The 26,305-nt window shown below is 55.2% G+C and carries 23 protein-coding genes and 1 tRNA gene; 9 read left to right on the forward strand and 15 right to left on the reverse strand.

What is annotated here, in order from left to right; genetic code table 11:
* The first annotated feature begins 100 nt into the window (after window positions 1-100).
* Window positions 101-1,357 carry a response regulator gene (locus tag CU041_RS09060; protein ID WP_101246588.1) on the forward strand — a complete coding sequence of 419 codons (1,257 nt, stop codon included), beginning with the start codon at window positions 101-103 and terminating at the stop codon, window positions 1,355-1,357.
* On the opposite strand, the gene CU041_RS09065 is transcribed toward CU041_RS09060, so the two are convergent.
* The 3 genes from CU041_RS09065 to CU041_RS09075 form a co-directional block, all read right to left on the reverse strand.
* Window positions 1,354-2,829 carry a sensor histidine kinase gene (locus CU041_RS09065; protein WP_101246589.1) on the reverse strand — a complete coding sequence of 492 codons (1,476 nt, stop codon included), beginning with the start codon at window positions 2,827-2,829 and terminating at the stop codon, window positions 1,354-1,356. The two genes, CU041_RS09060 and CU041_RS09065, sit on opposite strands and share 4 nt — an antisense overlap.
* A 31-nt stretch (window positions 2,830-2,860) precedes the next feature.
* Window positions 2,861-3,337 carry a molybdopterin-dependent oxidoreductase gene (locus CU041_RS09070; RefSeq protein ID WP_233433056.1) on the reverse strand — a complete coding sequence of 159 codons (477 nt, stop codon included), beginning with the start codon at window positions 3,335-3,337 and terminating at the stop codon, window positions 2,861-2,863.
* A gap of 98 nt (window positions 3,338-3,435) precedes the next feature.
* Window positions 3,436-4,614: an EAL domain-containing response regulator gene (locus tag CU041_RS09075; protein WP_101246591.1), complete on the reverse strand. Its 1,179-nt coding sequence runs from the start codon at window positions 4,612-4,614 to the stop codon at window positions 3,436-3,438.
* A 153-nt stretch (window positions 4,615-4,767) separates the two neighbouring features.
* Between CU041_RS09075 and CU041_RS09080 the strand changes: the two genes are divergently transcribed.
* The 4 genes from CU041_RS09080 (at window position 4,768) to CU041_RS09095 (ending at window position 8,450) form a co-directional block, all read left to right on the forward strand.
* Window positions 4,768-5,736, forward strand: coding sequence for a DNA-binding response regulator (locus tag CU041_RS09080; protein WP_101246592.1), 969 nt, complete (start codon window positions 4,768-4,770; stop codon window positions 5,734-5,736).
* 132 nt (window positions 5,737-5,868) lie between these two features.
* A complete protein-coding gene (locus CU041_RS09085; protein WP_170310187.1) occupies window positions 5,869-6,591 on the forward strand; it encodes a sugar transferase in 723 nt (240 codons plus the stop codon).
* A gap of 182 nt (window positions 6,592-6,773) precedes the next feature.
* Complete coding sequence (locus CU041_RS09090; RefSeq protein WP_170310188.1) at window positions 6,774-7,886, forward strand: outer membrane beta-barrel protein; 1,113 nt, start codon at window positions 6,774-6,776, stop codon at window positions 7,884-7,886.
* Entirely contained in the window at window positions 7,887-8,450 is a 564-nt protein-coding gene (locus CU041_RS09095; RefSeq protein ID WP_101246595.1) for a polysaccharide biosynthesis/export family protein, read from the forward strand.
* 38 nt (window positions 8,451-8,488) lie between these two features.
* On the opposite strand, the gene CU041_RS09100 is transcribed toward CU041_RS09095, so the two are convergent.
* From CU041_RS09100 to CU041_RS09130, 7 genes are all read right to left on the reverse strand, one after another.
* The gene (locus tag CU041_RS09100; RefSeq protein WP_101246596.1) at window positions 8,489-10,294 is read right to left on the reverse strand and encodes an ABC transporter ATP-binding protein; all 1,806 of its coding nucleotides are present in this window, start codon (window positions 10,292-10,294) and stop codon (window positions 8,489-8,491) included.
* A gap of 85 nt (window positions 10,295-10,379) precedes the next feature.
* Entirely contained in the window at window positions 10,380-11,324 is a 945-nt protein-coding gene (locus tag CU041_RS09105) for an acetamidase/formamidase family protein (RefSeq protein ID WP_101246597.1), read from the reverse strand.
* A gap of 2 nt (window positions 11,325-11,326) precedes the next feature.
* Window positions 11,327-12,943: an ABC transporter substrate-binding protein gene (locus CU041_RS09110; RefSeq protein WP_101246598.1), complete on the reverse strand. Its 1,617-nt coding sequence runs from the start codon at window positions 12,941-12,943 to the stop codon at window positions 11,327-11,329.
* Window positions 12,944-13,017: 74 nt separating this feature from the next.
* Entirely contained in the window at window positions 13,018-13,938 is a 921-nt protein-coding gene (locus tag CU041_RS09115) for an ABC transporter permease (protein WP_101246599.1), read from the reverse strand.
* The gene (locus tag CU041_RS09120) at window positions 13,938-14,786 is read right to left on the reverse strand and encodes an ABC transporter permease (RefSeq protein WP_101246600.1); all 849 of its coding nucleotides are present in this window, start codon (window positions 14,784-14,786) and stop codon (window positions 13,938-13,940) included. Before CU041_RS09120 ends, CU041_RS09115 begins: the two co-directional genes overlap by 1 nt.
* A gap of 15 nt (window positions 14,787-14,801) precedes the next feature.
* Complete coding sequence (locus CU041_RS09125) at window positions 14,802-15,425, reverse strand: ANTAR domain-containing response regulator (protein WP_101246601.1); 624 nt, start codon at window positions 15,423-15,425, stop codon at window positions 14,802-14,804.
* The gene (locus tag CU041_RS09130) at window positions 15,425-16,609 is read right to left on the reverse strand and encodes a transporter substrate-binding domain-containing protein (RefSeq protein WP_101246602.1); all 1,185 of its coding nucleotides are present in this window, start codon (window positions 16,607-16,609) and stop codon (window positions 15,425-15,427) included. The genes CU041_RS09125 and CU041_RS09130 overlap by 1 nt, the downstream gene beginning before the upstream one ends.
* Window positions 16,610-17,014: 405 nt before the next feature.
* On the opposite strand from CU041_RS09130, the gene CU041_RS09135 reads away from it, so the two are divergent.
* Window positions 17,015-18,691, forward strand: coding sequence for a thiamine pyrophosphate-binding protein (locus tag CU041_RS09135; protein ID WP_101246603.1), 1,677 nt, complete (start codon window positions 17,015-17,017; stop codon window positions 18,689-18,691).
* A gap of 38 nt (window positions 18,692-18,729) precedes the next feature.
* Here the strand turns inward: CU041_RS09135 and CU041_RS09140 are convergent, their stop codons facing one another.
* The 5 genes from CU041_RS09140 to CU041_RS09160 all read right to left on the reverse strand — a co-directional run bounded on the left by CU041_RS09140 (window position 18,730) and on the right by CU041_RS09160 (window position 23,669).
* Window positions 18,730-19,377 carry a 5'-methylthioadenosine/S-adenosylhomocysteine nucleosidase gene (locus CU041_RS09140; protein WP_101246604.1) on the reverse strand — a complete coding sequence of 216 codons (648 nt, stop codon included), beginning with the start codon at window positions 19,375-19,377 and terminating at the stop codon, window positions 18,730-18,732.
* Window positions 19,378-19,495: 118 nt separating this feature from the next.
* Window positions 19,496-19,572 (reverse strand) — tRNA-Arg (locus CU041_RS09145).
* Window positions 19,573-19,722: 150 nt separating this feature from the next.
* On the reverse strand, window positions 19,723-21,459 hold the full coding sequence (locus CU041_RS09150) for an adenylate/guanylate cyclase domain-containing protein (protein WP_101246605.1): 1,737 nt from the start codon (window positions 21,457-21,459) through the stop codon (window positions 19,723-19,725).
* A 131-nt stretch (window positions 21,460-21,590) separates the two neighbouring features.
* A complete protein-coding gene (locus CU041_RS09155) occupies window positions 21,591-22,565 on the reverse strand; it encodes an alpha/beta hydrolase (protein WP_101247008.1) in 975 nt (324 codons plus the stop codon).
* A 141-nt stretch (window positions 22,566-22,706) separates the two neighbouring features.
* On the reverse strand, window positions 22,707-23,669 hold the full coding sequence (locus CU041_RS09160; RefSeq protein ID WP_101246606.1) for an ABC transporter ATP-binding protein: 963 nt from the start codon (window positions 23,667-23,669) through the stop codon (window positions 22,707-22,709).
* Between the two features lie 194 nt (window positions 23,670-23,863).
* Between CU041_RS09160 and CU041_RS09165 the strand changes: the two genes are divergently transcribed.
* The 3 genes from CU041_RS09165 to trpA all read left to right on the forward strand — a co-directional run bounded on the left by CU041_RS09165 (window position 23,864) and on the right by trpA (window position 26,253).
* Window positions 23,864-24,043 (forward strand): zinc-finger domain-containing protein, encoded by a 180-nt coding sequence (locus tag CU041_RS09165; protein WP_101247009.1) that lies wholly within the window; start codon window positions 23,864-23,866, stop codon window positions 24,041-24,043.
* Between the two features lie 141 nt (window positions 24,044-24,184).
* Window positions 24,185-25,408: a tryptophan synthase subunit beta gene (gene trpB, locus CU041_RS09170; RefSeq protein ID WP_101246607.1), complete on the forward strand. Its 1,224-nt coding sequence runs from the start codon at window positions 24,185-24,187 to the stop codon at window positions 25,406-25,408.
* Complete coding sequence (gene trpA / locus CU041_RS09175; RefSeq protein WP_101246608.1) at window positions 25,405-26,253, forward strand: tryptophan synthase subunit alpha; 849 nt, start codon at window positions 25,405-25,407, stop codon at window positions 26,251-26,253. Before trpB ends, trpA begins: the two co-directional genes overlap by 4 nt.
* Window positions 26,254-26,305: the final 52 nt, after the last annotated feature.

Here is a 26,305-nt window from a genome sequence, read left to right on the forward strand (position 1 = left end):
CCAAAGTAAGGTCGCACTGAATGGCCCGACAGGCTGCATCCCGAAGATGCGGTTTGTTGGTTCTTTATGATAACCCAAGCCAGATCTGTCTGACCGAACCATGTACGAAGATATTTCGATCATATTTGTTGATGACGATCCCAACGTGTTGCGCGGATTGCGTCGCCGTATGATGAGCCAACGGCCGAACTGGTCGCTGCGGTTTTTTGAAAGTGCTGAAAGTGCGCTGATCGGCCTTGCAGAAGAACAGGCAGATGTGGTGATTTCCGACATGCGGATGCCCGAAATGGACGGGGCCGAATTCCTGCGGATTGTTGCCAACCGTTATCCACAGACATCCCGCATATTGCTTTCCGGCTATGCCGACGAAATCGCCATTCAAAACGGCACCACCGCAACCCAGCACTTTTTGACCAAGCCCTGCAAGGATACCGACATCATTCACGCGGTTGAGCGCGGTCTGGTCATGCGGCGCTATTTGCATGATCCGATGCTGGTTGATCTTCTGGCACGGATTCCCAGGGAACTGGCATGGCCGGCAACCTTTGAACGCCTGCACACGATATTGCAGTTCACCGGCCCCAAAAGCCGCGATGAGCTTAATGAATTTGCCGCCGATCATCCCGCACTGACATTTCTGGCACGGGATCTGGCGCGACGGGAAAAACTTGTCGCCGCCGATAGCCAGACCGGCCTGATCGGTCTTGTGAAACTGCTTGGCATCGAGACGATCAAGGCATTGTGCATTCTGTGGTCAGAACTGGGTCAGCCCGCCAAATTTGACCCGAACGTGCCGACCATTGAACTGCACCGACCGCTGGTTCTTGGACAGATGGCTGCCAATATTGCCCGGTTGCAAAACCTGCCCTTTGAAACGGTTGATCAGGTCCGTGCGGCGGCCCTTTTGTGTCATATCGGGGAAATCATCATCAAACGGGTGATGCCCGATGGCTACAAGGCCAGCCGTGATCGGGCCGATCGCGATGAATGCGATATTATTTCTGCCGAAGTTGCCGAAATGGGATTTGCCCATCCGGCAGTATCGGCATCCATTTGCGCCTATTGGGGCTTCCCGCACGAAGTTGTTGAACAGATCGCGTTTCATCACAGGCCCGAAGTTGCACCGACCCCGAATTCCAGGACCCTGCTGATTGTCTATGCTGCGCAGTATTTTGCCCGCATCGTTGGCAAGGACGGAATGAAACGCGCCGCCAAATATGACCTGGCCAGCGGGTTCATTTCACGATGCGGTGCCGATGACATCTGGCCGGTCTGGGAACGCAACTGCATCGAAAATCACCTGCCGCACGGTATCGAAAAACCATATCCCGGCCAGATGTTCCATTCGGCAGGCTAACGCAGCAACGCACCAAGATCGCTTGGCCCCTGCATGGCATCATTTTGCGAATGTGCGTTATAGGATGGATTGATTTTGGGCAGGCGGATAACGAATTCGGCCCCGTCGACATAGTCCTCTGACAGGGTCAGATCACCACCGAAATCATCCTGGATAAGCTTGCGACAAATCGGAAGCCCCTGACCGGTGCCGACACCGCGTTCCTTGGTGGTAAAGAAATAATCAAAGATGCGATCGCGCAGATCTTCCGGCACACCCGACCCGTTGTCGCGCAGACGGATGAACACATTGTCGTCGTCCGATGTCACCGTCAGATCAATTCGTCCCCGCCGCTGGCCGGTTTCCTTGATGGCCTGCGATGCATTGACGATCAGGTTGATCAGCGCCTGTGACAGATGGTTGCGCCGTCCATTGACCTCGGTGACATCCGACTGGATATGAACATCAAGATCGGCAACATGTTTGACCTGGTTACGGGTCAGGGTAACCGCCGTTTCGATTTCTTCGGGAATTGAAATCAGTTCGATTGCGTCATTGGCCGGATGGGCAAATTTGCGAATCCCCCGGACAATTTCGGCAATCCGTTCAAGCCCCTGGATGCTTTCATCGATCGCAAGCGGCACTTCTTGGACCAGGAAATCGATTTTGCTTTGGTCAAAGTCGACCTTTGCCGTCGGGTCGGCCTGTTGGCGGCGCACTGCATCGACAAGACCCGAAAAGCTGTCAGAAAGGAATTCAAGATTGTTCTGGATATATTGCGCCGGGGTGTTGATTTCATGCGCAACCCCGCCCGCCAGCGTCCCCAAAGCATGCAGCTTGGCGTAATCGGCGGCCTCTTCGATGACTTCCTGTTCCTGTCGGGCTTTCTGGGCGGCAATATCCGCGGCAAAAACACGTTGGCGCTGACGGATCATGAATGCCCCCAGCACCGCCATTGCAACAACACCGACGAAGAACAAATAGGTCAGAAATTCAATATTGCGCTTCACGGTCTGGATATTCTGGGCGTTATAGACCGACACAAAATTCGTGGTCCGCACCACCGCCTGTTGCAGCGGTTCGCCCATCGGTTCGAGCAACCGATAGAGTTCCTGTAATTTTGACCTTGGATCCGGGGCATTTTCCAGAGCGATATCGACTTCATCGATCCGGTTTTGCAGGGCGTCTATGGATGCCGCCACTTCGGGCACGGAAAACAGCACGCGGAAACCTTCGCCATCGCGCAACAGAAATACGCGGCTGACCATGATTTCATATTCAAGCATGATGTCTTCGACCGCCTGGTCATCAAGACCGGCACGGCCAAAGGCGGCTTCTATGTCGCGTTGAATGATGAAAAGCTGGCGCTGGATCTGAAACACCGCCCAGACGAAATTTTCCCGATAGGTAAACCGCTCGTCTTCAAGCTGGCGAATGATCGCCCCGGACAGAACCGCATACAAACCGACAAACAGCACCAGTCCAAAGAACATGGCTCGGCCTGAACGGTTGAAAAAAAACGCCTTAATTCTTTGCATCAACAGATTTTACCTGCCAGACCGAATATGCCCAATAGGTATCTGTCTGGAAACGCACATCCCTGTCATAGGGGAAGACAACCCAGAACGGGCCTTTTTCACGCACCGACATTTCCGCGTCATTAAGGTGATAGGCCAGAATGGCACCGTCATTTCGCAATACGTTGGTCGGGACAATGACGCTGTAATCATTCAGGGCCGCGACACGCACCATATCGGCATCAAGGCCATAGGTCTCAAGCAGCAGGTCAAAGGAAACGCCCTGGAATTTCTGCACCCCGTTTGTCCAGGGGGTCGATGTGTAAAACTCGACCGCAGGCATTTCCATGAGCTTGTCCATGGAAACCGTTACCACCTCGCCATCGGGTTTTGTCAGCTTCAATGACCCGCCGGCCGATGCCCCCGCAGAAACGAAGCCCACCATGGCGACCACAAGGGTCAACACCTTTGCAAAGCTTTTCATATTCATATCCATGCTCCCTACCATGCCTTAAAGAGTGGTCACAGCATGTTGATTTAACAATAACTAACAGGTGAATTTAGTCAAAGACACAAGCACTTTTACGCGCTCATGGCTGTTGCTGTCTTTTCTTCCCAGACATCAAGCGGTTCCGGGCTGCCAAGATAGAATCCCTGCAATTCGGTGATGCCATAGACTTGCAGTTTTTCGACAACCGCACTGCTTTCGATGCCCTTGGCCGAAATCGACAGCCCCATTTTCCAGCAGACCTGCGCGATCCATTCGACAAAGGCATCGTCAAGGAAATCGGTCATGATCCCGCGGACAAGCTCACGGTCCAGCTTGATCCCGGCAAAGACTTCGTGGCGCAACAGTTCAAGCGAATTATTGCCCGACCCGAAATCATCAATCAGTACCGCAATGCCGCGTTCACGAAGGCGCGAAACACTGCCCAGTAATTCCTGATCATCCGGAACCAGCTGACGTTCGGGAATTTCATATGTCACGACGACACCGCGCATGCGCATCTTTTCATAGAAGCGGATCAAAAGATCGAGGAATTCCGGCGTTTTGAGCGAATAGGCAGAAATATTGACCGCAAGGTTGCTGGAATCGCCCAGCAAGGCACGATATCGCGGCGCCTGATCAATCATCACCGCCATCAGCTGGCTGGTCAGCCGGTTGATTACCGGATGATCGCGGCAAGCCTCAAAGATTTCATCAACCCCGAAATCCTTTTCAAGCGACGGCATGCGGCACAGAACCTCAACACCGCACAGACCCAGGTCACTTGCCGCAAATCGTGGCTGAAGAACCGTGGAAAATTTGGCCTGATCAATCGTTGAATTGACCATCATCGGCGTCACGCGCGATGTCGGCTTTTCGGCCGGTTTGTTGGTCTGGATGACCCGGTCAATGGCGTCTTTCAAAACAGAAACCGAAACCGGCTTGGCCAATACACGCGTGACCATGGCCTGACTGATGGCTTCGCGCAGGGAAATGGTCGAAATATTGCCAGACAACATCATGCGGCTGACCATCGGCGCAATGCGGGCGGCCTGTTTCAGGAAGGAGATACCATCAAGAGTCGGCATGATCAGATCGGCAATGACAAGATCGGTGCGTTCGCGATTGTGCGACAACCAGTCAAGTGCCATTTGCCCGTCGGAAAATGTGACAAATTCAAAACTGGTCGCAAGGGTGCGCCGCACCGCTGCCAACAGTTTTTCATCATCATCTACCATCAGAATGACGGGGCGTTTTGTATTGACCACATCCATTAACGGGCAACTCCGGAATGATTCTAAGTCCTGAAATTCTTGTTATTTGGCCCGGCGAGTTTGCGCATATGACGAAAGGCGGGGCTTTGAACGATTGCAGAATAGTGTCAGACTGCCATTGTCCAATATCCCCATTTGTGGAGGGCACTTTTGATGACCGAAAAAACGCCGGTGCGGATTGCCTTTGTCGATGATGACGAACATCTGTTGTCATCACATCGGCGCAACTTTGCGCGCTTGCGGCCCCAATGGGGGGCGGTCTATTTCAATGATCCGATAACGGCACGCGATGCCATTGCCGCCGACCCGTCAATCGGGGCTGCTGTTCTGGATATCCATATGCCGGGCATGTCGGGGCTGGAACTGGCTGCGGAATTGCGCACCGTTCGCCATGATCTGCTGATTGTGATCCTGACCGGATATGCCGATTTGCAGTCGGCCTTGCTTGCCGTTAACGAGCTGGGGGTATTTCGGTTCTATCCCAAGCCGACCAATCTTCAGACCATTCTTGAAGGACTGGAAACAGAAATCGAAGCCCGTCAGGGACAGGCGGAAGATACCCTTCCTACCGATTTCCTTGATCTGTTCGAGCTTGGCGTGATTGCCGTTGATGCCGACCTTTCGATTTTGCATATGAATGCCCAGGCAGCCGAATTGATGCGCGGATCATCACTTGTTCATTCGGGCAGTCAGGGCCGCCTGATCATTGAACCCGTTCCGGAGGGGTTGGAAAGTTTTCTAAACCCGCCAGCAAAGATGGCGCCGCGCAAACATCAAAGCTATGCGATCGAACGTGACGGCGAAAAACTGTCTGTTCTGATCCGGCGTGTGCCCAAAAAAACCGATGGCAAATCAACCTTTATGGTGATCCTTGTTGATCCCGCACAGCAAAAACCACCCGCGATTGACGATCTGATGGATCTGTTCGGTCTGACCCGGTCCGAGGCAAAACTGACCCAGAAACTGGCAGAAGGTCTTGCCCTTGATCAGGCAGCGGAACTTGTCGGCATCTCGCACAGTTCGGCCAGAACCTATTTGAAAACCATTTTTTCCAAGACCGGCGTCAACCGCCAGCCGCAATTGATGAAGACGGTCCTTTCATCGATACCGTCTTTGCGATAAGCGACGGGAAAACCAATAGAAACAACCCCCTACCAACCAAAGACCATAATATATTTACTTGATCAGTGGCAAAATACATCTACCCTGAGTTATGTGAGCTGACATAACCATCCAGATGTGGGGGCATCGCGGTTGACCGGGGAAAATCACAAACCAGAAATCCTGTCCGACTTTTCCCGGGTGAATGCCGATCGCCATTACGGCCTCAAACGCCTTTGCGATCTGTTGATTTCATTGCTGGCGATCATCGTCTTGGCACCAGTGATGATTGTGATTTCCATAGTCCTGATCGGACTTGGATTCCACCACCCGATTTTCCGTCAGAAACGTGTCGGCAGACATGCAACGGTGTTCACCATTTTCAAATTCCGCACCTTGCGTGACCGGACCTGTCGGCGGTCATCGGCGCCGATTATCCGGCTTTCAGACCAGTTTACCGGGTGGCTGCGCATAAGCGGGCTGGATGAATTGCCACAATTGATCAATGTGATACGCGGCGAGATGTCACTGGTGGGACCGCGCCCGCACAGTGTCGCCGATCATGCCCTGTTTGCCACGTCCCTACCCGGCTATGACGCCCGCCTGGCCATGCGTCCGGGCATCACGGGATTGGCACAAATTCGTGGATGGCGGGGCCCGGTTGACTGCCATCATCATCTTAGCGCGCGCACGGGATGCGATCTGGATTATATCGCTGATCAGAACCCGCTGCGTGACGGGATCATTCTGCTTGCAACCGTTCTTTTGCCGTTGCGCAGATCATCGACATCGCGACTGCCAACCCGTCAAGCGGACCATAACGGGCAGAGGCTGGGACAGGGTCACGTTTTTCGTCATGACCAGCGGCTTGTTTGATGATCAGGCATTTCTGCACAATCACCCAAACAGTCGCCAGGACCGTCACCGGTCATGGCAAAATCCCCGTCATGTTGTGCTGTGCGATATTCCTGACCGGGCTTTGGGCCCCAACGCGTTCTGTTGCCCAACCTGCCGTGTCATCCGGTCAGAAACCCACCCGGTCACAAGATGACACCCATATGCGCCTTGGACGGTTTGTTCTGGCCCCGGAAATCACCAGCCGCGCAACCCATGACGACAACATCTTTTTATCTGATGACAATGCGCAATCAGATGTCATCACCACGATCGCCCCGCGCCTTCATCTGAGCGGCGACTGGCCGTTCTTTCGTATGCATATGACGATCGGCGGGGAGCTTGGATTTTTTGCCAAATCCGATCAGGACAATTATCAGAATGCCGAGGCCAAGGCCGCCGGAAGCATTGATCTTGGCCCGTCATCGGTTGATGGCGCAATCGAATGGCATCGTCAGCATGACCCGCGCGGAAGCAATGATGTCCCGACTGGCGCACGGGAACCCGTGATTTATCGTGATGTCCGCGCCCATATTGGCGGACGATATGCCACCAGCAGCTTGCAATATGAATCGCGGTTGTCTTTGCGTCGGCTTGATTTCGAAGACAGTACCGCCATCAATGGCAATGCGATCCGCAATGACGATCGCGACCGCCTTGAAACCCGTGAAACCCTGCGCGCTGTGATGCCATTTGATCCGGGACGCGAAGCGTATGGCGAAATCACGCTTAATCAGCGGCATTATGACAGAACCCCCGATGATAGCGGGCGGGTTCGCGATTCTGCCGGATACCAGATTTATGGTGGCCTGCGGTTTGATTTGACCGACCTGATCCGGGCGGATCTTGCGGCTGGCTGGATGAGCCAAAGCTATGTCGATCCGGCATTTGGCAATATCAATGACTATACGCTGCGGGCCGATATCGACTGGTCCGTTACCCGGCTGACCAGCCTTTCATTTACCGCTGCGCGGGCGGTGCGCGAAACCACCGTCCAAGGTGCCAGCGGCATTCTGGCATTTGAAACCGGCATCGGCGTAACCCATGAATTGCTGCGCACGTTACAGATCGGCGCCAATGCCCGTTATCGCAATGATGCCTTTCAACAAACCACACGCACCGACAGGGTACGTTCGATCGGCCTTGACCTTGATTATCAGCTGAACCGCTTTGCCCGGATCAACAGCACCGTTGGCCACGAAATTCGCCAATCAACCAGCAACGGCGAAGATTACGCACGCCTGCAAAGCCAGATCAGCCTGAAGCTGGAGATGTAAATGACCGGCATTGTCACATCCGTCACAGCCCAAACCCGATTGCTTGCGATTGTGCTGATCATGTTTGTCGGGATCGTCACGCTTTCGCGTTCCGGAGCCGCCCAAACCATCTATTCGCTTGATAGCGGCGATCTGGTCAGGGTCACGGTATTTGGCGAGCCGGACCTGTCGGGTGAATTCAGCATCGATGCACAGGGTAAACTGAACCTTGCACTGATCGGGCCGGTTTTTGTAAGGGGCATGACAACCAGCCAGGCCCGCACCGCCATTCATGACGCCTATCTCGACGGCTATTTGCGCCATCCCGATATTGCGGTCGATGTCGTTGCCTTTCGCCCGTTCTTCATCGTTGGCGAAGTCAATCAGCCCGGGTCATACAGCTTTGTCCCGGGCATGAATGTTTTAAATGCGATTGCGATTAGCAGGGGCATGACCTATCGCGGGGACGAGGACGATATCGAAATCCTGCGCGGTAATGATACAGCACGGGTTTCAATCCCGGCCAATCTGGCAACCATTGTCATGCCCGGTGACATCGTGCGGATCGCCGAACGGTATTTCTGATCCGCCCGCCGATTTCCATGCCGCTGCCGCGATTGTTCCTATGCCGCCGTTTCCATTGCTGATTTCGCGACAAAATGATGGGCTGCGATCTGTTGCAGATCGGCAAGTTCCGGCTGGTAATCCAGCCCGTGAACCGGACTTGGAACTTCGCCGGTGATCAGGCTGAAATCCTGACGACGTTTGCGCGGATCGGGGATTGGAACGGCGGCCATCAGTTTTTTGGTATAGGGATGCTGCGGATTTTCAAAAACTGCCTGACGCGGCCCGATTTCAACAATCTGCCCCATATACATGACGGCTACCCGGTGGCTGATCTGTTCGACCACGGCCATATCGTGCGAAATAAACAGATATGAAAGCCCGCTTTCAGCCTGCAATTCCCCCAGAAGGTCAAGAACCTGTGCCTGCACCGATACATCAAGTGCCGAAACCGATTCGTCGGCAATGATCACCTTGGGCGACAGGCTGAGCGCGCGCGCAATACAGATGCGCTGACGCTGACCACCGGAAAATTCGTGCGGATGCCGTTTGGCCGCATCTGCTGGGAGTCCGACCCGCCTGAACAGATATTCGACCCGGTCATCAAGTTCCGATCCCGATGCCAGACCATGGATTACCAATGGTTCGGCCACCAGTTCCCCGACCGTCATACGCGGATCAAGGGACGCATAGGGATCCTGAAAAATCATCTGGATATTGCGGCGAACTTCACGGGTCTGGATGCGGGAATTGGCATCGATCTCGCGCCCGTCAATCACCACTTCGCCCTGCCAGGGAATAAGGTTCATCAACGCCCGACCGGTTGTCGATTTGCCACAGCCGCTTTCACCGACAATCGACAATGTTTCACCGGCAAAGATATCGAAACTGACCTGTTCGACCGCGTGCACGCGTTTCTGCACGCGCTGCAAAAGACCGCCGCGAATATCGAAACGCACGGTAAGGTCCCTGACCGATACCAGGGGTTTGGCCAAACCGCGTTCAAGCGCCTTGCCATCGCTGCTGGCCGGGCCTTCTGTGCCGGTCATGGCGCCCAGTCGCGGCACAGCGGCCAGAAGCCCGCGGGTATAGGGATCACCGGGTTTTTCAAACACATCGGTCACAGTACCGCTTTCGACCACCTTGCCCTGGTTCATGACAATGACGCGGTCCGCCATTTCGGCAACAACACCCATGTCATGGGTAATCAGAATGATCGCGGTTCCGGTTTCGCGTTGCAGATCCCGCATCAGTCCCAGAATCTGGGCCTGGATGGTGACATCAAGGGCCGTGGTCGGCTCGTCCGCAATCAGAACATCGGGATTACAGGCAAGTGCCATGGCGATCATTACCCGCTGGCGCATGCCGCCTGACAATTCATGGGGATATTGCGAAAGCCGCTTTTCCGGCTCGGAAATGCGTACCTGTTTGAGAACCTCAAGCGCACGCGCCCGAACCCGGGATCCAGGCATCGGATTATGGGTTGAAATGGCTTCGCCCAATTGGCGTCCGATCGTCAGAACCGGATTAAGCGATGTCATCGGTTCCTGAAAGATCATCGCGATTTTATTGCCGCGAATGTCGCGCATGGCCCGTTCAGACAAGGTCAGAAGATCGGTGCCGTTCAGGCGGATTTCACCACTCGCAACCCGTGCCATCGGTTCGGGCAGAAGCCCCATGATCGACAGTGACGTCATGGATTTACCACTGCCCGATTCACCGGCAATACACAGTGTCTCGCCACGGCAAAGATCAAAGCTTAATCCATCGACAACGGTTTTCGGGCCGCTTGGTGTCGCCACCTGTGTCACCAGATCGCGTACTTCAAGGATCTTTTCCACCGCTTTACTGCCCTGTTCGGTCATACTGCCAACCCTGAGAAAGTCTGTAATTTATTGATTTTAAAATCCGGGGCAGAACAATTCGATCGCTCCGCCCCGAAAAGTCGTCTTAGTCAAATACGATGCGCGGGAAATAGAACGAGACAACCCAGTTGGGCTGATCAACGATTTCACTGATGCGCAGATCCCCACAGACCGAACACAGCATATAGGCGTCGACCGCCGACATGCCCTGTGTCTTGCACAGCCAGTCCACCATGCGACGTACGGCATCTCGCGCACCGGTCATAAGATCACTTCCGATCCCGGTGGTGCATTCATATCCCTTGCTGTCGAGATGGCTGGTCACCGGACCGGGCGTGGTGAAATGCGGCGATTCAAGCTGCGCATTCTTGACCAGATCAAGGGTCACTGTTGCGTTCATCGGGCTTTCAATCGCCGTTCCGCAAACTTCACCATCGCCCTGTGCGGCATGGGTATCGCCGATCGAAAACAGGCCACCGGCAACCTCGACCGGAAGATAAAGTGTGGTCCCTGCGGCAAGATCGCGAATATCAAGATTGCCACCAACCCGCCTTGGCGGCACGACCGAATGCAGGCCCGGTTCGGCCAGTGCAAGGCCGATGGTACCGGCAAACGGTTTAAGCGGCACTTTGCCGTATTTGGAAAACAGCGACGGGGCCAGCGTATCGGGATCATATTTCCAGATATGCAGGGCCGGGTCTTCGAACTGATCGGCCAAAAGACCAAATCCCGGAATATTTGCCGTCCAGCCAAAGCCCGACGGTTTGAAACCTTCGATGGTGATTTTGACCGCGTCACCGGGTTCTGCCCCGTCAATAAAGACAGGACCGGACACCGGATTGATTTTGGAAAAATCCAGTGCGGTTACATCCGCAACCGTACTGTTTGCATTGAACTGGCCTGCGGCACTGTCGACGCATTCAAATTCAATGGTGGTACCGGGCGCGACCGTCAATGCGGGCGGGATCGAATGATCCCACCCGTGATGACAGTGCGCGGAGTGGATCGTGTAATCCGCACATTTGCACATGTTTATTTCACCGCAATGTAGTCATAGTGAACAGGAATGTGGACCGGATCGACGAGGATCGCGTCATCGGCCACAAGGCGCGGCGAACGAATGGTGTAACGCTGTTCATTGAACACCGGTACCCACGGTGCGTCGGCCATGACTTTGGTAAAGATGTCGCGCCACATATCAATGCGGGTATCGGCCTGGGACGGATCGGCAAGCGCATCGGCCTTTGATGCTTCGGCATCAAGTTCCTCGTTGCAGTACCACGACCAGTTCCAGCCACCCGGCACCGCACCGCCACAACCCAGAATCGGGCCATAGAAGTTCGACGGATCCGGGAAGTCCGCAATCCAGGCCATGCCACCCGACCAGATCATCGGGGCCTGATCGGCTTCACCACCAGCGGCAATCACGTTTGCCTGTGCCAGCGACTTGATTTCGACTTTCATGCCGATTGCCGAAAGATCCTGCTGGATGGCCTGGGCGATACGCGGCTGCGGATCGGTATTGGCAACAAACAGGGTGGTTTCAACGCCATCAGCAAAACCGGCTTCGGCCAGAAGGGATTTGGCCTTTTCCGGATCAAAGGCATAGCCCTTGTAATCGGTATTGTAACCAGGCATCAGCGGCGGCAATGGCTGGTTGGCCGGAACGGCACGACCATTGATTACGCGAACGATACGATCCTTGTTGACCGCCATGTTGACGGCCTGACGGACCTTGACATTGTCGAATGGCGGAATGTTGGTATTCAGGGTGATATAGCCGGTATGAAGCTGTTCACCCGATACAACCAGATCCTTGTATTCCGGGTCATTCATGACTTCGAGGAACTTTGCCGGCGGAATGCCGTCACCGGCAATGTCAACTTCGCCACGCTGCAAGCGCAGAAGTGCGACCACCGGTTCCTGACCGACTTCAACCGTAATGGTATCAAGCTTCGGGATACCGGCAATGTGATAGTCCGGATTGGCCTTGAAAATCAGATGCTGACCAAGGGTCCAGTCTTCAAGGGCAAAGGCACCGGTACCAACCGGATGTTTGCCGAAATCCTGACCCCATTTTTCGACTTCTTCCTTGGGCACGATATGCGCAAAGTTAAGCGCCATTTTATGCAGGAAGGCCGCATCGGGCTGGCTCAGTGTGAATTTGACGGTGTAATCATCGACAACTTCAACACCCGAAAGGCTTTCGGTTTCACCCGCGGATTCTTCGGCAAAGCCCTTGATGGTTTCAAAGAAACCGGCACCCGGGCTTTGGGTTTTCGGATTTACAACGCGTTCAAGGGTGTATTTGACATCAGATGCCTTGAATTCGCGGCCATTGTGGAATTTGACCCCTTTGCGCAACGTAAAGGTATAGGTCAGACCATCATCAGAAACCGTATAGCCGGTTGCCAGATCAGGCTTGAGCGTCGTCGTGCCCGGCTCGTAATCCATCAGACCGTCAAACAGGCTTTTGATCATCGACCAGTTCTGCCAGTCATAGCCGATCGCCGGATCAAGGGTCGAAACATCGTCCTTGTAGGTCACGGTGATGTTGCCTTCGCCAGCAGCGGCGTTGTGCGCCGTCGTCATGCCGGCACCGGCAATCAGTGCTGCCAGTGCAACACCTTTCAGTGCTTTGCTAAACATTGTTGATATTCTCCCTGTGACTATAAACTTCCATAAGTTTCCTTCCTGATTTTGCTGCGTCTTTTGGTCTTGCATCAGCGCAGCTTGATACGCGGGTCGATGAACGGCGCCACCAAATCCGCCAATAGATTGCCCAGCACGATGGCGCAGGCCGACACCAGCGTCACACCCATGATGATCGGAATGTCGACCCGCTGAATGGCCTGCCAGGCCAGCTGACCGATGCCCGGCCAGCCGAATACGGACTCGACAACGACAATGCCGCTCATGAACATGCCGATATCGATCCCGATCATCGCGATGATCGGCAAAAGCGCGTTGGGGAATGCATGCACAAAGAATACCCGGGCACGTCCAAGGCCCTTGGCGCGCGCGGTGCGCACATAATCCTGACGCAGAACATCAAGCATCGATGACCGCATCATGCGCGAATACCACCCCGCCCCGAGGAACCCCATCGAGACCGATGGCAACACCAGATGCGCAAACGTGCCGTACCCGCCAATCGGGAACCAGCCGAGCACCACCGCAAACAGATACAGCATCAGAATGCCGACCACGAATTGCGGTGCCGATACCCCGACAAAGGATGCCACCATCAAACCGCGATCAAGCGGTGTATTGCGTTTGATCGCCCCGATTGCACCGGCCGTCAGCCCGAACAGAAGTTCACAGAAAATCGCACCGGCCATCAGCAAAAGGGTCGCCGGAAGACGGGCCGCAATCAGTTCGCCAACCTCGGTCTTTTGCAGATAGGACCGACCGAAATCACCGGTCAGAAGATTGCCCAGATAGCGCAGATATTGCTCATAGAATGGCAGGTTAAGGCCAAGCTGTTCGCGGATATTGGCAACCGTTTCCGCGGTTGCCGAACGCCCGGCAATCTGGCGCGCCGGATCGGCCGGCAGCATGTAAAGCAACGCATAGGTCACGATACTGACGCCCAGAAGGATCAGGATGGCCTGGACAAGACGGCGAAGAATATAGGCAATCATCAGTGGCGCCCCTTCTGAGTCGGATCAAGAATGTCACGAAGGGCGTCACCCACCAGATTGAAGGCCAGTGCCAGAAGAATGATCGCAATACCCGGGAAGAACACCAGCCACGGGGCCGAGGTAAAATAGGTCTGGTTTTCAAAGATGATGTTGCCCCAGCTCGGCGTTGGCGGCTGCACCCCGACACCAAGATAGGAAAGGGTCGCTTCAAGCAGCACCGTGGTCGCAATTCCAAGGGTTGCCCACACCACCATGGTCGACAACAGATGCGGCAACATATGTTTGAAAAGAATACGGAACCGGCTGGCCCCGATGCCCCATTCGGCCTCGATGAATTCGCGCTCGGACAGGGACCGGGTTTCGGTATAGATCACGCGTGCAACCTGGACCCAGTTGACCATGGCAATCACCATGGCAACAATCCACAGGCTGGGTTTGAAAATTGCCGCCAGCACAATCGCCAGCAACAGGGCGGGAAACGCCATCATCAGATCGGTTGCCCGCATCAGGATGGTCCCGATCCAGCCCCGGAAAAACCCGGCCGTGACACCAACAAGGGCACCGATCAGGACCGCCGCCCCGTTTGCGACAATCCCGATGATCAGCGATGTCTGTGCCCCATACATCAGACGGGACAGCAAATCACGGCCAAGTAAATCGGTTCCCAGCAAGAACTGCCCGCCGGGCGGCATCGGCGCGCCTTCGATGGTCAGACCGTCAAACATCTGGTTTTGCGGATCATATGGCGCGATCCACGGCGCAAGCAGGGCTGAACCCGCGATCACCACGATGATGATCAGCCCCAGAAGCGCCAGTTTTCTTTTGGCCAGTTCGGCAAGAACAAGCATACCCACCCTGTCTCGTTAGTTCGTGACAATCGGTGCACCGTCGCCCGAACCGGTCCGGCCCGACGCAACGATTGCCGCGCAATAGTCTTCGATCGTTTGTTGTTTTTTCATCGCTTCGGCGCGGATCGCCTTAAGGGCGCCGTGCTCGTCGATATTGTGGCTGAGCATCACGGTCATCAGCACCTTGGCCACGACCGGACGCAGTTTCAGCCGCCTGCGCAATTCACAAATCTCAGCCCGCAATTTCTGTTGCTGTTCAAAGGCATGAACCGCCAGAACCGCCGCACTGAAAACACCGGCTGTTGAAACCGGCTTTTGCAAATGGGCCCCGCTTTGACGGCTCAGAACCCATTCAAGACGCCCCGGTGCTTCCGACCCGATCAGGGCGACACTTGGCATCGGGGTCTGATCAGGCGTCCAGGGAAACTGTTCATCCATCCCCATATCGGCATCGAAAAACAGGATATCGGCCGCCTTCACATTGGCATCATCGCCGCGCGGCAATTCCGGCCAATAGCGGTCAACCGTCATCCCGAGACGTTCCAGATGGCGCAATAACGGATCGATCGCCGCACTTGGACGGTGCAGGACCCAGACATGCCAACCTCGGAAGTTCGGAATACGATTGGTGCGTTTCATCAGCTGACCACCCGCAAATTGCCTGCACCGGGTTTGCCGACCTTGCGCCGGAAATCATCGGCATCAAAATGCACAAGATAGGGATCGGGCACGACCGCATGATCCGCGCGCGACACGATCTTGAACCAGCCCGCTTCGCCGATCTCGCCAATCAGCGGGGTCAGGGCGGCATGATTGTTGGTCGCATCGATCTGAACCATGCCAAACGGTGTCTGTACCGGTTTGCGCATCAGGTGATGGCGCACTGCAGGAACATCATCATTCCCGGCCCGCCGGATCGACTGGGCCAGCATTTTGACCGTGGCATATCCCTGGGCGACAAAGGCCGACGGAATGCGATCCGCCCCGGCAAATTCATGGAATCTGGCCAGCCATTCGGTGTTTTCGGCATCGGTCTGGTTGGCGAAATAGATCGCCGTACTCAGATGCCCGATCCCCGCTTCGCCAAGCTGGCCCAATTCGCATTCCGTCAGATTGCAACTGACGATCGGGCGTTTGGCAGCGGCAAATTCCGGATCTTCCTGACCCAGTTTCTGATAGGCGCGAAACAGCGCATAGCTTGAATTGCCAATCAGGTTATTAAGGATGAAGTCGGGCTTCTTGGCCTTGATATCTTCGATGATGTGGTCGACATCGACACTGTCGATCGGCAGGTACTTTTCGCCGAGCACTTCACCATTGCAGGCCTGAATCAGTTCGCGCCCGATACGGTTGGTTTCCCAGCCCCAGATATAGTTCGACCCGGTCAGATAGACCCGTCGCCCGAATTTCGGAACAACATGTTCAAACAGCGGCAGGATATGCTGATTGGGATTGGCCCCGGTATAGATGACATTTTCGCTGCATTCGAAACCTTCATACGGGCACGGATACCACAACAAGGCGTCAAATTTTTCGACAGTGGGCAGCACTTCCTTGCGCGCCAGCGACGTGATAGTGCCGATGATATGTTTGCACCCGTCGCGCCGGATCAGACTGTCGCAAAATTCGGTATAACGTTCAGGCACACCGGCCGGATCGCGAAATTCCGGCACCAAGCGAAATGCAAAGGCAGAGTCGTTATTGACCTCGTCCAGGGCCATGCGCGCGCCATCATAAAGATCCTGCGCGATGGTCCGGTACGGTCCGGTCACGGAATACAGAAAGCCGACCCGGTAAACCGGGTTGGAATGCGTCTCGCCCAAAACTAAAAGCCCCTAAAACAAAAAAAACCCGCGCTTCTTTGCAGTGCAAAGAAACAGCAGGCCTTGATTGGCATGCGGCGATTTGTTGCCGCTATTTGATAAATTCCGCCCCGAAGGACAACATAACGGTAACAATAATTTCCAACTTGTCAAACGGGAGTTTCAGTTTTTGCAAATCTAATGCTGCAATGCCGCATTCCCGCAGAACATCATGCTGTGCCCGTGCTGGCAAAAAGCCAGCTTTTAGAACCGTTAAACCCGATGTTCGATTTTCCGCCAATTGATCGCGCTGACACCTTTACCTTGGCCCTGAATTCGTGATGAAATCGCATTTGCGCATCCACCGCGCCAAAAATGAACAACGCAAATCACGTATTTTGCCCCACCATACGGAGTTCTTCATACATGTCCGGGAAAACGGAAAATCGCCAACTGCGTCACGGCGGTCGTATTCTGGTTGATCAATTGGCCCTGCATGGCGCGGAACGCGTCTTTCTGGTGCCTGGCGAAAGCTATCTGGCGGTTCTGGATGGTCTGGTGGATCATCCCGCCATTGATCCCGTCATCTGCCGTCAGGAAGGCGGTGCCGCCATCATGGCAGAGGCCTATGGCAAACTGACCGGAAAGCCCGGCATCTGCATGGTCACGCGCGGCCCCGGTGCCACCAACGCATCGGCGGGTGTGCATGTCGCCCATCAGGACAGCACACCGATGATCCTGCTGGTCGGGCAGATCGGGCGTGACATGGTCGATCGCGAAGCGTTCCAGGAAGTCGATTATCGCAAGATGTTCGAACCGCTTGCCAAATGGGTCGGCCAGATTGATGACATCAACCGCATCCCGGAATATATCAGCCACGCCTATCACATCGCGACATCGGGTCGCCCCGGACCGGTTGTTCTGGCCCTGCCCGAAGACATGCTGTCATCAAGTGCCGAGGTCGCGGACGCCAAACCCTATGTCCCGATCGAGGCCAAAACCGCCCCCGAAGATGTCGCGCGTTTCCGCGATACCCTGTCCAAGGCCAAACAGCCGATCATGATCGTTGGAGGTGGCGGCTGGACCCGTGAGGCGACTGAAAACCTTAAATCGTTTGCACTTCGTAACAATGTTGCAATTGCCACCAGCTTCCGTTGTCAGGATTACATTCCCAACACGCATTCCCATTTCATTGGCGATGTCGGCATTGGCATTAATCCCAAGCTGGCAGAATTCATTCGCGAAAGTGATCTGGTGATTCTGGTCGGATCACGCATGGGGGAAATGACCAGCAGCGGCTATAGCCTGCTTGATATCCCCTGTCCGAAACAGAAACTGGTCCATGTCTATGCCGGACCCGATGAACTGGGCCGGGTTTACCGCCCCGATATCGCGATCAACGCGTCACAACGATCCTTCCTGCGCGCCATTGCGATGATGGAACCGGTCGATGGTTCTGCCCGTGACGCGATGATCGAAACCGCACACGCCCATTACATCGCCTTTTCCACCCCGCTTGATACGCCGGGCGATGTGAAGATGGCCCATGTGGTTGCCGAACTTCGCGAAAAACTGCCCGATAATGCCATTGTTACCAATGGCGCGGGCAATTACGCCGCCTTCCTGCACCGGTTCTTCCGTTATCGCGACTATCGCACCGAACTGGCGCCAACGTCGGGGTCGATGGGTTATGGCCTTCCGGCATCGGTATCAGCCAAGCTTGCCCATCCGGATCGCACCGTCGTCTGCCTTGCTGGTGACGGATGCTTTTTGATGCATGGACAGGAATTTGCCACCGCCGTTCAATACGGAGCCAATATCATCACGATTGTGGTCAATAACGGCATGTTCGGCACCATCCGCATGCATCAGGAACGCAACTATCCCGGACGCGTCTCGGGCACCGAACTGCATAATCCGGATTTCGCCGCCTATGCCGTGGCCTTTGGCGGACACGGCGAAACCGTCACACGGACCGAGGATTTCGGCCCGGCCTTTGACCGCGCGGTTGCCAGTGGCAAACCCGCCATCATCGAGGTCCAGGTTGATCCGCAGGCCCTGACCCCGATCAAGACCCTTGATCAAATCCGGTCTGGTTCGTAATCGAAACGAAAATATGAATTGTTGAAAAACGGGCGGGATCAGCGTTTGGGAATGCTGATCTCGCCATTTTCAAGCCCGGTCTTCAGGGCATCGACCGCAACGGCCAGCTTTTCGTCAATCACATGCAGATAGGCCGTCCAGTCCGAAAGTTTCTCAAGCTCTTCCTTGCCATCTGAAATGCCGCGAAGCCCGATCAGCGGCACATCAAATTTGTGGCAGGCCCGCAGGATGGCAAAGCTTTCCATATCGACCATATCGGCATCAATCACGTCATAGGCCGCACCCGAAACCACATTGGCCCCGGTCGAAAGCCGTGCTTCGGGGATACCCGGAATGCGCAAGCTCATCGGAATTTCAGCCGGAAAATCCACAAACGGCGTGCAGCCCTTTTCAAACCCCAGAACCGACGCATCCATATCGCGGTAAGACACGGAAATCGCCTGATAAACCTCGGCCTGCTCCAATGTCCGCGACCCGGCCGAGCCCAGCGTCACAACAAGATCGGGCAAATCATCGGTAAGCTTAAGCTCGGTCAAAGCCGCGGTCAGATTAATCGCAGCCTCCACCGGCCCAACCCCGATCATCAGCGGCGTAAAACGCGCTTTGAGGAAATCCCCGTATTCCGCCGGTGCTGCCATACAAAACAGTACATCATGACCAGAAAGGTTGTGGAGATATCCGCGCATTTTCGAGTACCCGTTGGTTAAAAACAGAAAGGGGAGATTAACGACGCAGATACGATTTGGCACCCACTAAAACAGGAAACCGGATAACAACGCGATGATGGTCTTCTTTGGGGAGAAATGGCGCACCCGACAGGATTCGAACCTGTGGCCTTTGCCTTCGGAGGGCAACGCTCTATCCAGCTGAGCTACGGGTGCGCAATATAGGGGCCACGACTGGATCAAGTGGCCCGAGTGCGATGGGTGATACAGGTTTTGACCCGAACGGGCAAGGGTTTTTGACCCCCATGCCGTTACAGCATTATCACCATGCCGGGTTAACGTAACCTTGCACCCAAAGCAGTGCAATCAGCTTTCAACGTCACGCCGGTCATAGGGATCGCGCACAACCCAGGTCCCGTTCCATTCACGGTCCTGTTCACGCCGTTGCAGACGTTCCATCCGGTTCATCATCAGCTGGGCGGCAAAGTCGCTGTCATCCAGTTCACGGACGGCCTCATAAAGCGGCTTGGCCTGATCAAACGCGCCTTCGCGGTAATGGGTCATCGCCGTTTCATATTTGGAACGCCAGTCGCGACGCTCCTCACTAAGCTGTCCGCCAAGGGCAAGCACCTCATAGAGGTAAACTTCATGTTCCGTCCCCAGAAGCACCACATGATCAAGATCACGCATTTCGATCTCGCCGGCTGCCATATTGGCCGTTTCATGGGAGGCAAGAATTTGCGTGCCATATACACGGTTGGCCTTTTCCAGACGGTTGGCATAGTTCACGCAATCGCCCACCACGGTATAGGCACGTGACTTGTCCGTCCCGATGGAGCCGACGACCACCTCGCCGGTGGCAATGCCGATGCGGATATCAAGCCCGTGATCGCCAATCAGGTCGGCATATTTGGTCTTGAGCGCGTTAAAGCGCGCCACCTGTTCAAGCGCCGCCTGACAGGCATGGCGGGCATGGGCATTTTCCCCGCAAAATGGCGGGCCCCAGAATCCGATCACGCGGTCCCCGACAAAATTGTCGATGATGCCGCTGTGGTTGGCGATCGGTTCGGTCATTGCGGTCAGATAGTCATTCAGGAAATCGACCAGCTTTTCCGGCGGGGTATGTTCGGCCAGCCAGTCAAACCCGGTCAGGTTGACAACACTGACGGTCATCACGCGCTTTTCGGAGTTTTCAAGCGCGGTTTCCTGATTGATCAGATTGTTGATGACCTTGGGATCAACATATTTGCCAAACCGTTCGCGCATCCGGAAACGGACGCGCAATTCACGCGACATCCGGTTGAAGGCATCGGCAAGACGGGCGAAATCGCCCTTGCCCTTGAAATCAAGGCTGGTGTCGAGTTTGCCCGACTGGATACCATTAAGCGCATTGGTGGTCTGGCGTACGGCCACCACCACCGCATGGGCCAGATAATAGGCCAGCGACACCCCGATGATGATCGCCGCCAGCATCATGATGAATTCGGCCTGGATCAGGAAATCTTCACTGCGCGAAACACTTTCGACCGTATCGGCCGCATATTTTTCCAACAGAAGAATTTCGTTGCGCAGATCAAGAACGATATTGCGATGAAGGCCGCGGACAATGTTTTCCTGACGCTGTGCATCAAGAAGATCACCATCCCGCACCCGCCCCAGCAACCGTTCGACACCAAGGGCGAATTGTGCCGAGACATCGGCGAATTCGCGCATGCGCACATCAAGATCAAGCAACACACCATTGTCGAAATGGCCTGATGCCTGTGCACGACCAAGGGCGGCAAAGGTGAATGTCTTGCGATAGGCCTGTTCGATCTGGGTTTGCTTGGCATTGATTTCGATTTCAATGCCATTGAGAAGCGGCGCATGCGGTCCGTCATTTTCGACCACCCGCATATAGCGATCCAGAAGCGAGATTTGTTCAAGCTGGCGGGCACGGACATCCGACAGCGCATCCTTGACCGGTGTGACATAGCGCGACACCGCTTCAAGATCACCATTGATGCCAAGGGACTGGATCACCGAAAAACCGGTTGCCACGAACAGCCAAACGACAAAGAAGGCCGCGACACCCAGGAACTTTGCCCGAATGGTCCTTAGCATGGCGGTCCTGATCCTCCGAAATTCCGTTTACTGCTGGCATATCGGGGTTCCAACACGTTTAGACAACCCGCGAAATGCTCTGCAACCGATTAAAAATGCTACCTGATCACTGATCAGCGGTCAAAAAGCAATCAAGATCGCATGCAGGAATAATTTTCAACACCACCCCCGCCCGCGATCCAGCGGCGAATGTCATCAATCACCACCGGCCCGTTCAGATCACGCAACAACATGTGATACCCGGCCTGATACAGGCACCAGTGATAGGATGCCATGCCAGCGGCCCGCAAATCACGATCAAGGGCATCAATCGCATCTGGCGGAATGACCTGATCCTGTTGGCCGGACAGCAACAAAGTCGCAACCCGGATGTCGGATGCCCGAACGCGTGCCAGATCCATCAAATCGGCCACCCCGGCAATCAGATCAACCCTTACCGCTGACATCATGTGCGGATCCCGCGACAGACGACGAAGCATTTCGATATTGTCCGACGGCCAGATATCAAGCCCGCGACCGGTCAGTGGCAACCATGGCAAGCTGTGCGACATAACGGCAAGCGGGGCCGTCTGATACCAGGGCATGCGATCACGGTTCCAGACCGCCGGGGCCACCAGAACAAGACCATCCATCAGATGTCCGCGCGTCGCAGCTGTCACGATTGCAACCGTCCCGCCCATCGAATTGCCCAGAAGATAAACCGGTTTTTGCCGATATCTGGCGCGCAACAGGCTCAGCACATCGCTGGCATCATTGACCATACTGCTGATCCCCGCCCAGAACGGCCGGGACGGACTGCGTCCGAAACCGCGTTGATCAAAGGCATAAATCGCAATCCCGGCCGGGCCAAGTGCGTCGCCCAGTTCCATAAACGCATTGGCGTAATCCCCCATCCCGTGCAGGGCAAGGATCACCGCATCGGGGTTTTCGATATCCCCCCAATGTTGTAATGGAAGTGCCGTCCCGTCACTGGCCCGAAAGACGTTTTCATCAAGCGATATCTGCGCAACCGGCGGACCGGCAGGGACGATTTTCGGCGCGCAGCCGGTTAGCCCCGCCGCACAAACAAGAACAACCGCACTCAGACGCAGCAAAGATCGAAACATGGGACGGGGCATCCAGATGCGTGACAAAAATCCGTTTTCAAACATGACCCTAAGACCAAAAACAAAAACCCCGCAAGCCTTTGCGGGGTTTTGTCGGTTCATGGCGCAATCGGGCCAACAGGGATATGCCCCTGATCCTGATCAGGCTGCTTTGCCAGCGCGAAGCTTGTCATTATCGCGGGTCAGCATCAGGAAGATGTCTTCAAGGTCGCCTTCCTCGGTCGACAGATCCTTGATCGCAAGCCCGCTGCCCTGAACGGCCTGAAGGATTTCGGCCATCTGGGTGTTGCTGGGACGATAATGAAGGGCGATCTGATTTTCGGATTTAAGTTCCCCGCCCCACTGGGCAAAGACATCGGGGACCGAATTCAGTTCGTTATTCACGGTCAGAACAAGCGTCTTGTGATCGATCCGGCGCAGCAGGCTGCGTTTGTCTTCATGGGCGATCACGTTGCCCTTGTTGATGATGGCGATTTCATCACACAGTTCTTCGGCTTCTTCGAGATAATGCGTGGTCAGAACAATCGTCACACCGGCCTTGTTCAGTTCTTTGACATAGGCCCAAAGCTGCTGACGCAGTTCGATATCGACACCGGCGGTCGGTTCGTCAAGAACCAGGACCGGCGGGGTATGAACCATCGCCTTGCCCACCAGAAGCCGACGGCGCATGCCACCCGAAAGTGACCGGGCGTACGAGTCTGCCTTGTCCGACAGGCCAAGGGCAGCCAGGATTTCGTCGGTGCGGCGTTCGGATTTTGGCACGCCATACAGGCCCGCCTGCAATTCCATCACCTGACGCGGGGTGAAAAATGCATCAAGGTTCAGTTCCTGGGGCACGATCCCGATCGAACAGCGTGCAGCACGCATTTCGGCTTCGATATCATGGCCCCAGATTTTTGCGGTCCCGCCGGTTTTGGTCACCAGTCCCGCCAGGATGTTGATAAAAGTCGACTTTCCCGCGCCGTTCGGCCCAAGAAGGGCAAAAAACGAACCGCGCGGAATTTTCAGGGATACGTTATCAAGGGCAAGTTTTTCGCCATTTGATCCCGTATAGACCTTTGTCAGCCCTTCGACTTCGATGGCATAGTCGGGCATTGCAGTCATAAGTCAGTGATCTCCACTCTTTTCCACGTCGCCGGTTTGCGCTAAGACGATGGGGCGCCATGCGATGCGGAAGTATTGATTGAATATGCCCAATCGGTATCATTCCCGGGAAACCGGGGTCAATGCTGAGCACAGCACGCGGCCAATCCCGATGGTCACACAAGCCTGAAACAGGCAAACTTGGAACTGGATATATGAAGATCACCGAAGAAATCAAAGTCGGCACCCTCAATGTTGCCTGCGACGGCGGTAAAGGCCACCTTGGTCACCCGACGGTTTACCTCAATCTCGAGGACAAGGGCGAGGTGGTCTGCCCGTACTGCTCGAAAAAATACATCTTCGACAAATCCCAGGCTGATCACGCAGCACATTGATCCGCACCACGCGTTCGTGAGTACAAGCATTGCGCGGGGGCCAACCGCCCCCTATCTGTCGCAGGCTTTCGCGGATTGACACCCTTTCGCCTGCCTATGCTGTCGTGAACGCCATCACGGCCAAATCCACGGGGAACTTTCATGACGTCTTCATCGCCCACGCTCAACAGTTACCGCGCGCTGCCGGACCCGGATGGACATTTCGGCAATTTCGGCGGTCGTTTTGTCGCCGAAACCCTGATGCCGCTGATCCTTGAGCTGGAACAGGCCTATAAAGACGCCAAAAGCGACCCCGCCTTCAAGAAGGAGATGGATTATTATCTCCGTCATTATGTTGGCCGTGCGAACCCGCTTTATTTCGCCGAACGCCTGACCGAGGAACTCGGCGGTGCAAAGATCTATTTCAAGCGCGAGGATTTGAACCATACCGGCGCGCACAAGATCAATAACTGTATCGGCCAGATTCTTTTGGCCAAACGCATGGGCAAGACCCGCATCATCGCCGAAACCGGTGCCGGACAGCACGGCGTTGCAACCGCAACGGTTTGCGCGCGTTTCGGCCTGCCCTGCACGGTTTATATGGGCTCCAAGGACATTGAACGCCAGTCGCCCAACGTCTTCCGCATGCGTTTGCTCGGTGCTGAAGTCAAACCGGTCGTTTCGGGTTCCCGTTCGCTGAAAGACGCAATGAACGAGGCGCTTCGTGACTGGGTGACCAATGTGGAAGATACGTTCTATATCATCGGCACCGCAGCCGGCCCACATCCCTATCCGGAACTGGTTCGTGATTTCCAGTCGGTGATTGGCAACGAGGCCAAGGAACAGATCCTTGAAGCCGAAGGACGCCTGCCCGATCAGGTGATTGCCGCTGTCGGTGGCGGATCGAACGCCATCGGCCTGTTCCATCCGTTCCTTGATGACAAGGGTGTCGAGGTGGTTGGTGTCGAGGCCGCTGGTCACGGTGTTCATACCGGCAAACATGCCGCCAGCCTGTCGGCCGGCAAGCCGGGCGTGCTGCATGGCAACCGCACCTATTTGCTGATGGATGACGATGGCCAGATCAAGGAAGCCGACTCGATTTCGGCGGGTCTGGATTATCCGGGCATCGGGCCGGAGCACAGCTGGCTCAAGGATATCGGTCGGGCGCGCTATGAACCGATCACCGACACAGAGGCCCTTGATGCCTTTAAACTTTGTTCGGAGCTCGAAGGCATCATTCCGGCGCTGGAATGCAGCCACGCGATCGCGCAAATCGTCAAGGAAGCGCCCAAGATGGGCAAGGACAAGATCATCCTCATGTGTCTGAGTGGCCGGGGTGACAAGGACATCTTTACCGTGGCCGAAGCACTGGGAGTTAAGTTGTGAGCGACGCTATCATCGGCGGCCAGGACCGCATCGCCAAACGTTTTGCCAAGCTCAAGGAAGAAGGCCGCGCGGGTCTTGTAACCTTTATCACCGCGGGTGACCCCGATCCCGAGGCATCGTTCGAAATCCTGAAATCCCTGCCTGAAGCAGGTGCCGACATTATCGAACTGGGTATGCCGTTTACCGATCCGATGGCCGATGGCCCCGCCATCCAGGAAGCATCGAACCGTGCATTGGCCGCAGGCATGCACATGCGCAAGACCCTGTCGCTTGTGCGTGGCTTCCGCGATCTTGATCACGAAACGCCGATCATTCTGATGGGCTATTACAACCCGATCTATATCTATGGCGTTGCGGAATTCCTTGAAGATGCGCGCAATGCCGGGGTTGATGGCCTGATTGTGGTGGATCTTCCGCCCGAAGAAGACGCCGAACTGTGCGTTCCGACCGTGGAAAAGGGTCTTTCATTCATCCGCCTGACCACGCCGACCTCGGATGACAAGCGCCTTCCGAAACTTGTTCAGAATACGTCCGGCTTTGTTTATTATGTATCGGTTGCGGGTGTTACCGGTGCCGGATCGGCCAGCAATGATCAGATTGTCGAAGCAATGGGACGCCTGCGTCGCCATACCGATCTTCCGATTGCTGTGGGCTTTGGCATCAAAACCGCTCAACAGGCTGCTGATGTTGCCCGGCAGGCAGATGCAGCTGTGGTCGGGTCCGCAATCGTATCAAAAATTGCCGAAAGTCTTGACGAAAACGGCAAGGCCACCGATAAGACCGCCTCTATGGTTACCGGCCTTGTGCGCGAACTTGCAAACGGGGTCAGAAACGCGCGCAAATAGTGCGGTGCGTTTTGAAAGAACCGATATAGACAGAACCAAGGATCAGTATCCG

Source organism: Thalassospira povalilytica, assembly GCF_002844235.1.
Lineage (GTDB): Bacteria > Pseudomonadota > Alphaproteobacteria > Rhodospirillales > Thalassospiraceae > Thalassospira > Thalassospira povalilytica.

Excerpts from the sequence above, each read along its gene's own strand:
- CU041_RS09060 (WP_101246588.1), top strand. The coding sequence starts at position 101 with ATGTACGAAGATATTTCGATCATATTTGTTGATGACGATCCCAACGTG.
- CU041_RS09065 (WP_101246589.1), bottom strand. The coding sequence starts at position 2,829 with ATGTTCTTTGGACTGGTGCTGTTTGTCGGTTTGTATGCGGTTCTGTCC.
- CU041_RS09070 (WP_233433056.1), bottom strand. The coding sequence starts at position 3,337 with ATGAAAAGCTTTGCAAAGGTGTTGACCCTTGTGGTCGCCATGGTGGGC.
- CU041_RS09075 (WP_101246591.1), bottom strand. The coding sequence starts at position 4,614 with ATGGATGTGGTCAATACAAAACGCCCCGTCATTCTGATGGTAGATGAT.
- CU041_RS09080 (WP_101246592.1), top strand. The coding sequence starts at position 4,768 with ATGACCGAAAAAACGCCGGTGCGGATTGCCTTTGTCGATGATGACGAA.
- CU041_RS09090 (WP_170310188.1), top strand. The coding sequence starts at position 6,774 with ATGCGCCTTGGACGGTTTGTTCTGGCCCCGGAAATCACCAGCCGCGCA.
- CU041_RS09095 (WP_101246595.1), top strand. The coding sequence starts at position 7,887 with ATGACCGGCATTGTCACATCCGTCACAGCCCAAACCCGATTGCTTGCG.
- CU041_RS09100 (WP_101246596.1), bottom strand. The coding sequence starts at position 10,294 with ATGACCGAACAGGGCAGTAAAGCGGTGGAAAAGATCCTTGAAGTACGC.
- CU041_RS09105 (WP_101246597.1), bottom strand. The coding sequence starts at position 11,324 with ATGTGCAAATGTGCGGATTACACGATCCACTCCGCGCACTGTCATCAC.
- CU041_RS09110 (WP_101246598.1), bottom strand. The coding sequence starts at position 12,943 with ATGTTTAGCAAAGCACTGAAAGGTGTTGCACTGGCAGCACTGATTGCC.
- CU041_RS09115 (WP_101246599.1), bottom strand. The coding sequence starts at position 13,938 with ATGATTGCCTATATTCTTCGCCGTCTTGTCCAGGCCATCCTGATCCTT.
- CU041_RS09120 (WP_101246600.1), bottom strand. The coding sequence starts at position 14,786 with ATGCTTGTTCTTGCCGAACTGGCCAAAAGAAAACTGGCGCTTCTGGGG.
- CU041_RS09125 (WP_101246601.1), bottom strand. The coding sequence starts at position 15,425 with ATGAAACGCACCAATCGTATTCCGAACTTCCGAGGTTGGCATGTCTGG.
- CU041_RS09135 (WP_101246603.1), top strand. The coding sequence starts at position 17,015 with ATGTCCGGGAAAACGGAAAATCGCCAACTGCGTCACGGCGGTCGTATT.
- CU041_RS09140 (WP_101246604.1), bottom strand. The coding sequence starts at position 19,377 with ATGCGCGGATATCTCCACAACCTTTCTGGTCATGATGTACTGTTTTGT.
- CU041_RS09150 (WP_101246605.1), bottom strand. The coding sequence starts at position 21,459 with ATGCTAAGGACCATTCGGGCAAAGTTCCTGGGTGTCGCGGCCTTCTTT.
- CU041_RS09155 (WP_101247008.1), bottom strand. The coding sequence starts at position 22,565 with ATGTTTCGATCTTTGCTGCGTCTGAGTGCGGTTGTTCTTGTTTGTGCG.
- CU041_RS09160 (WP_101246606.1), bottom strand. The coding sequence starts at position 23,669 with ATGACTGCAATGCCCGACTATGCCATCGAAGTCGAAGGGCTGACAAAG.
- CU041_RS09165 (WP_101247009.1), top strand. The coding sequence starts at position 23,864 with ATGAAGATCACCGAAGAAATCAAAGTCGGCACCCTCAATGTTGCCTGC.
- trpB (WP_101246607.1), top strand. The coding sequence starts at position 24,185 with ATGACGTCTTCATCGCCCACGCTCAACAGTTACCGCGCGCTGCCGGAC.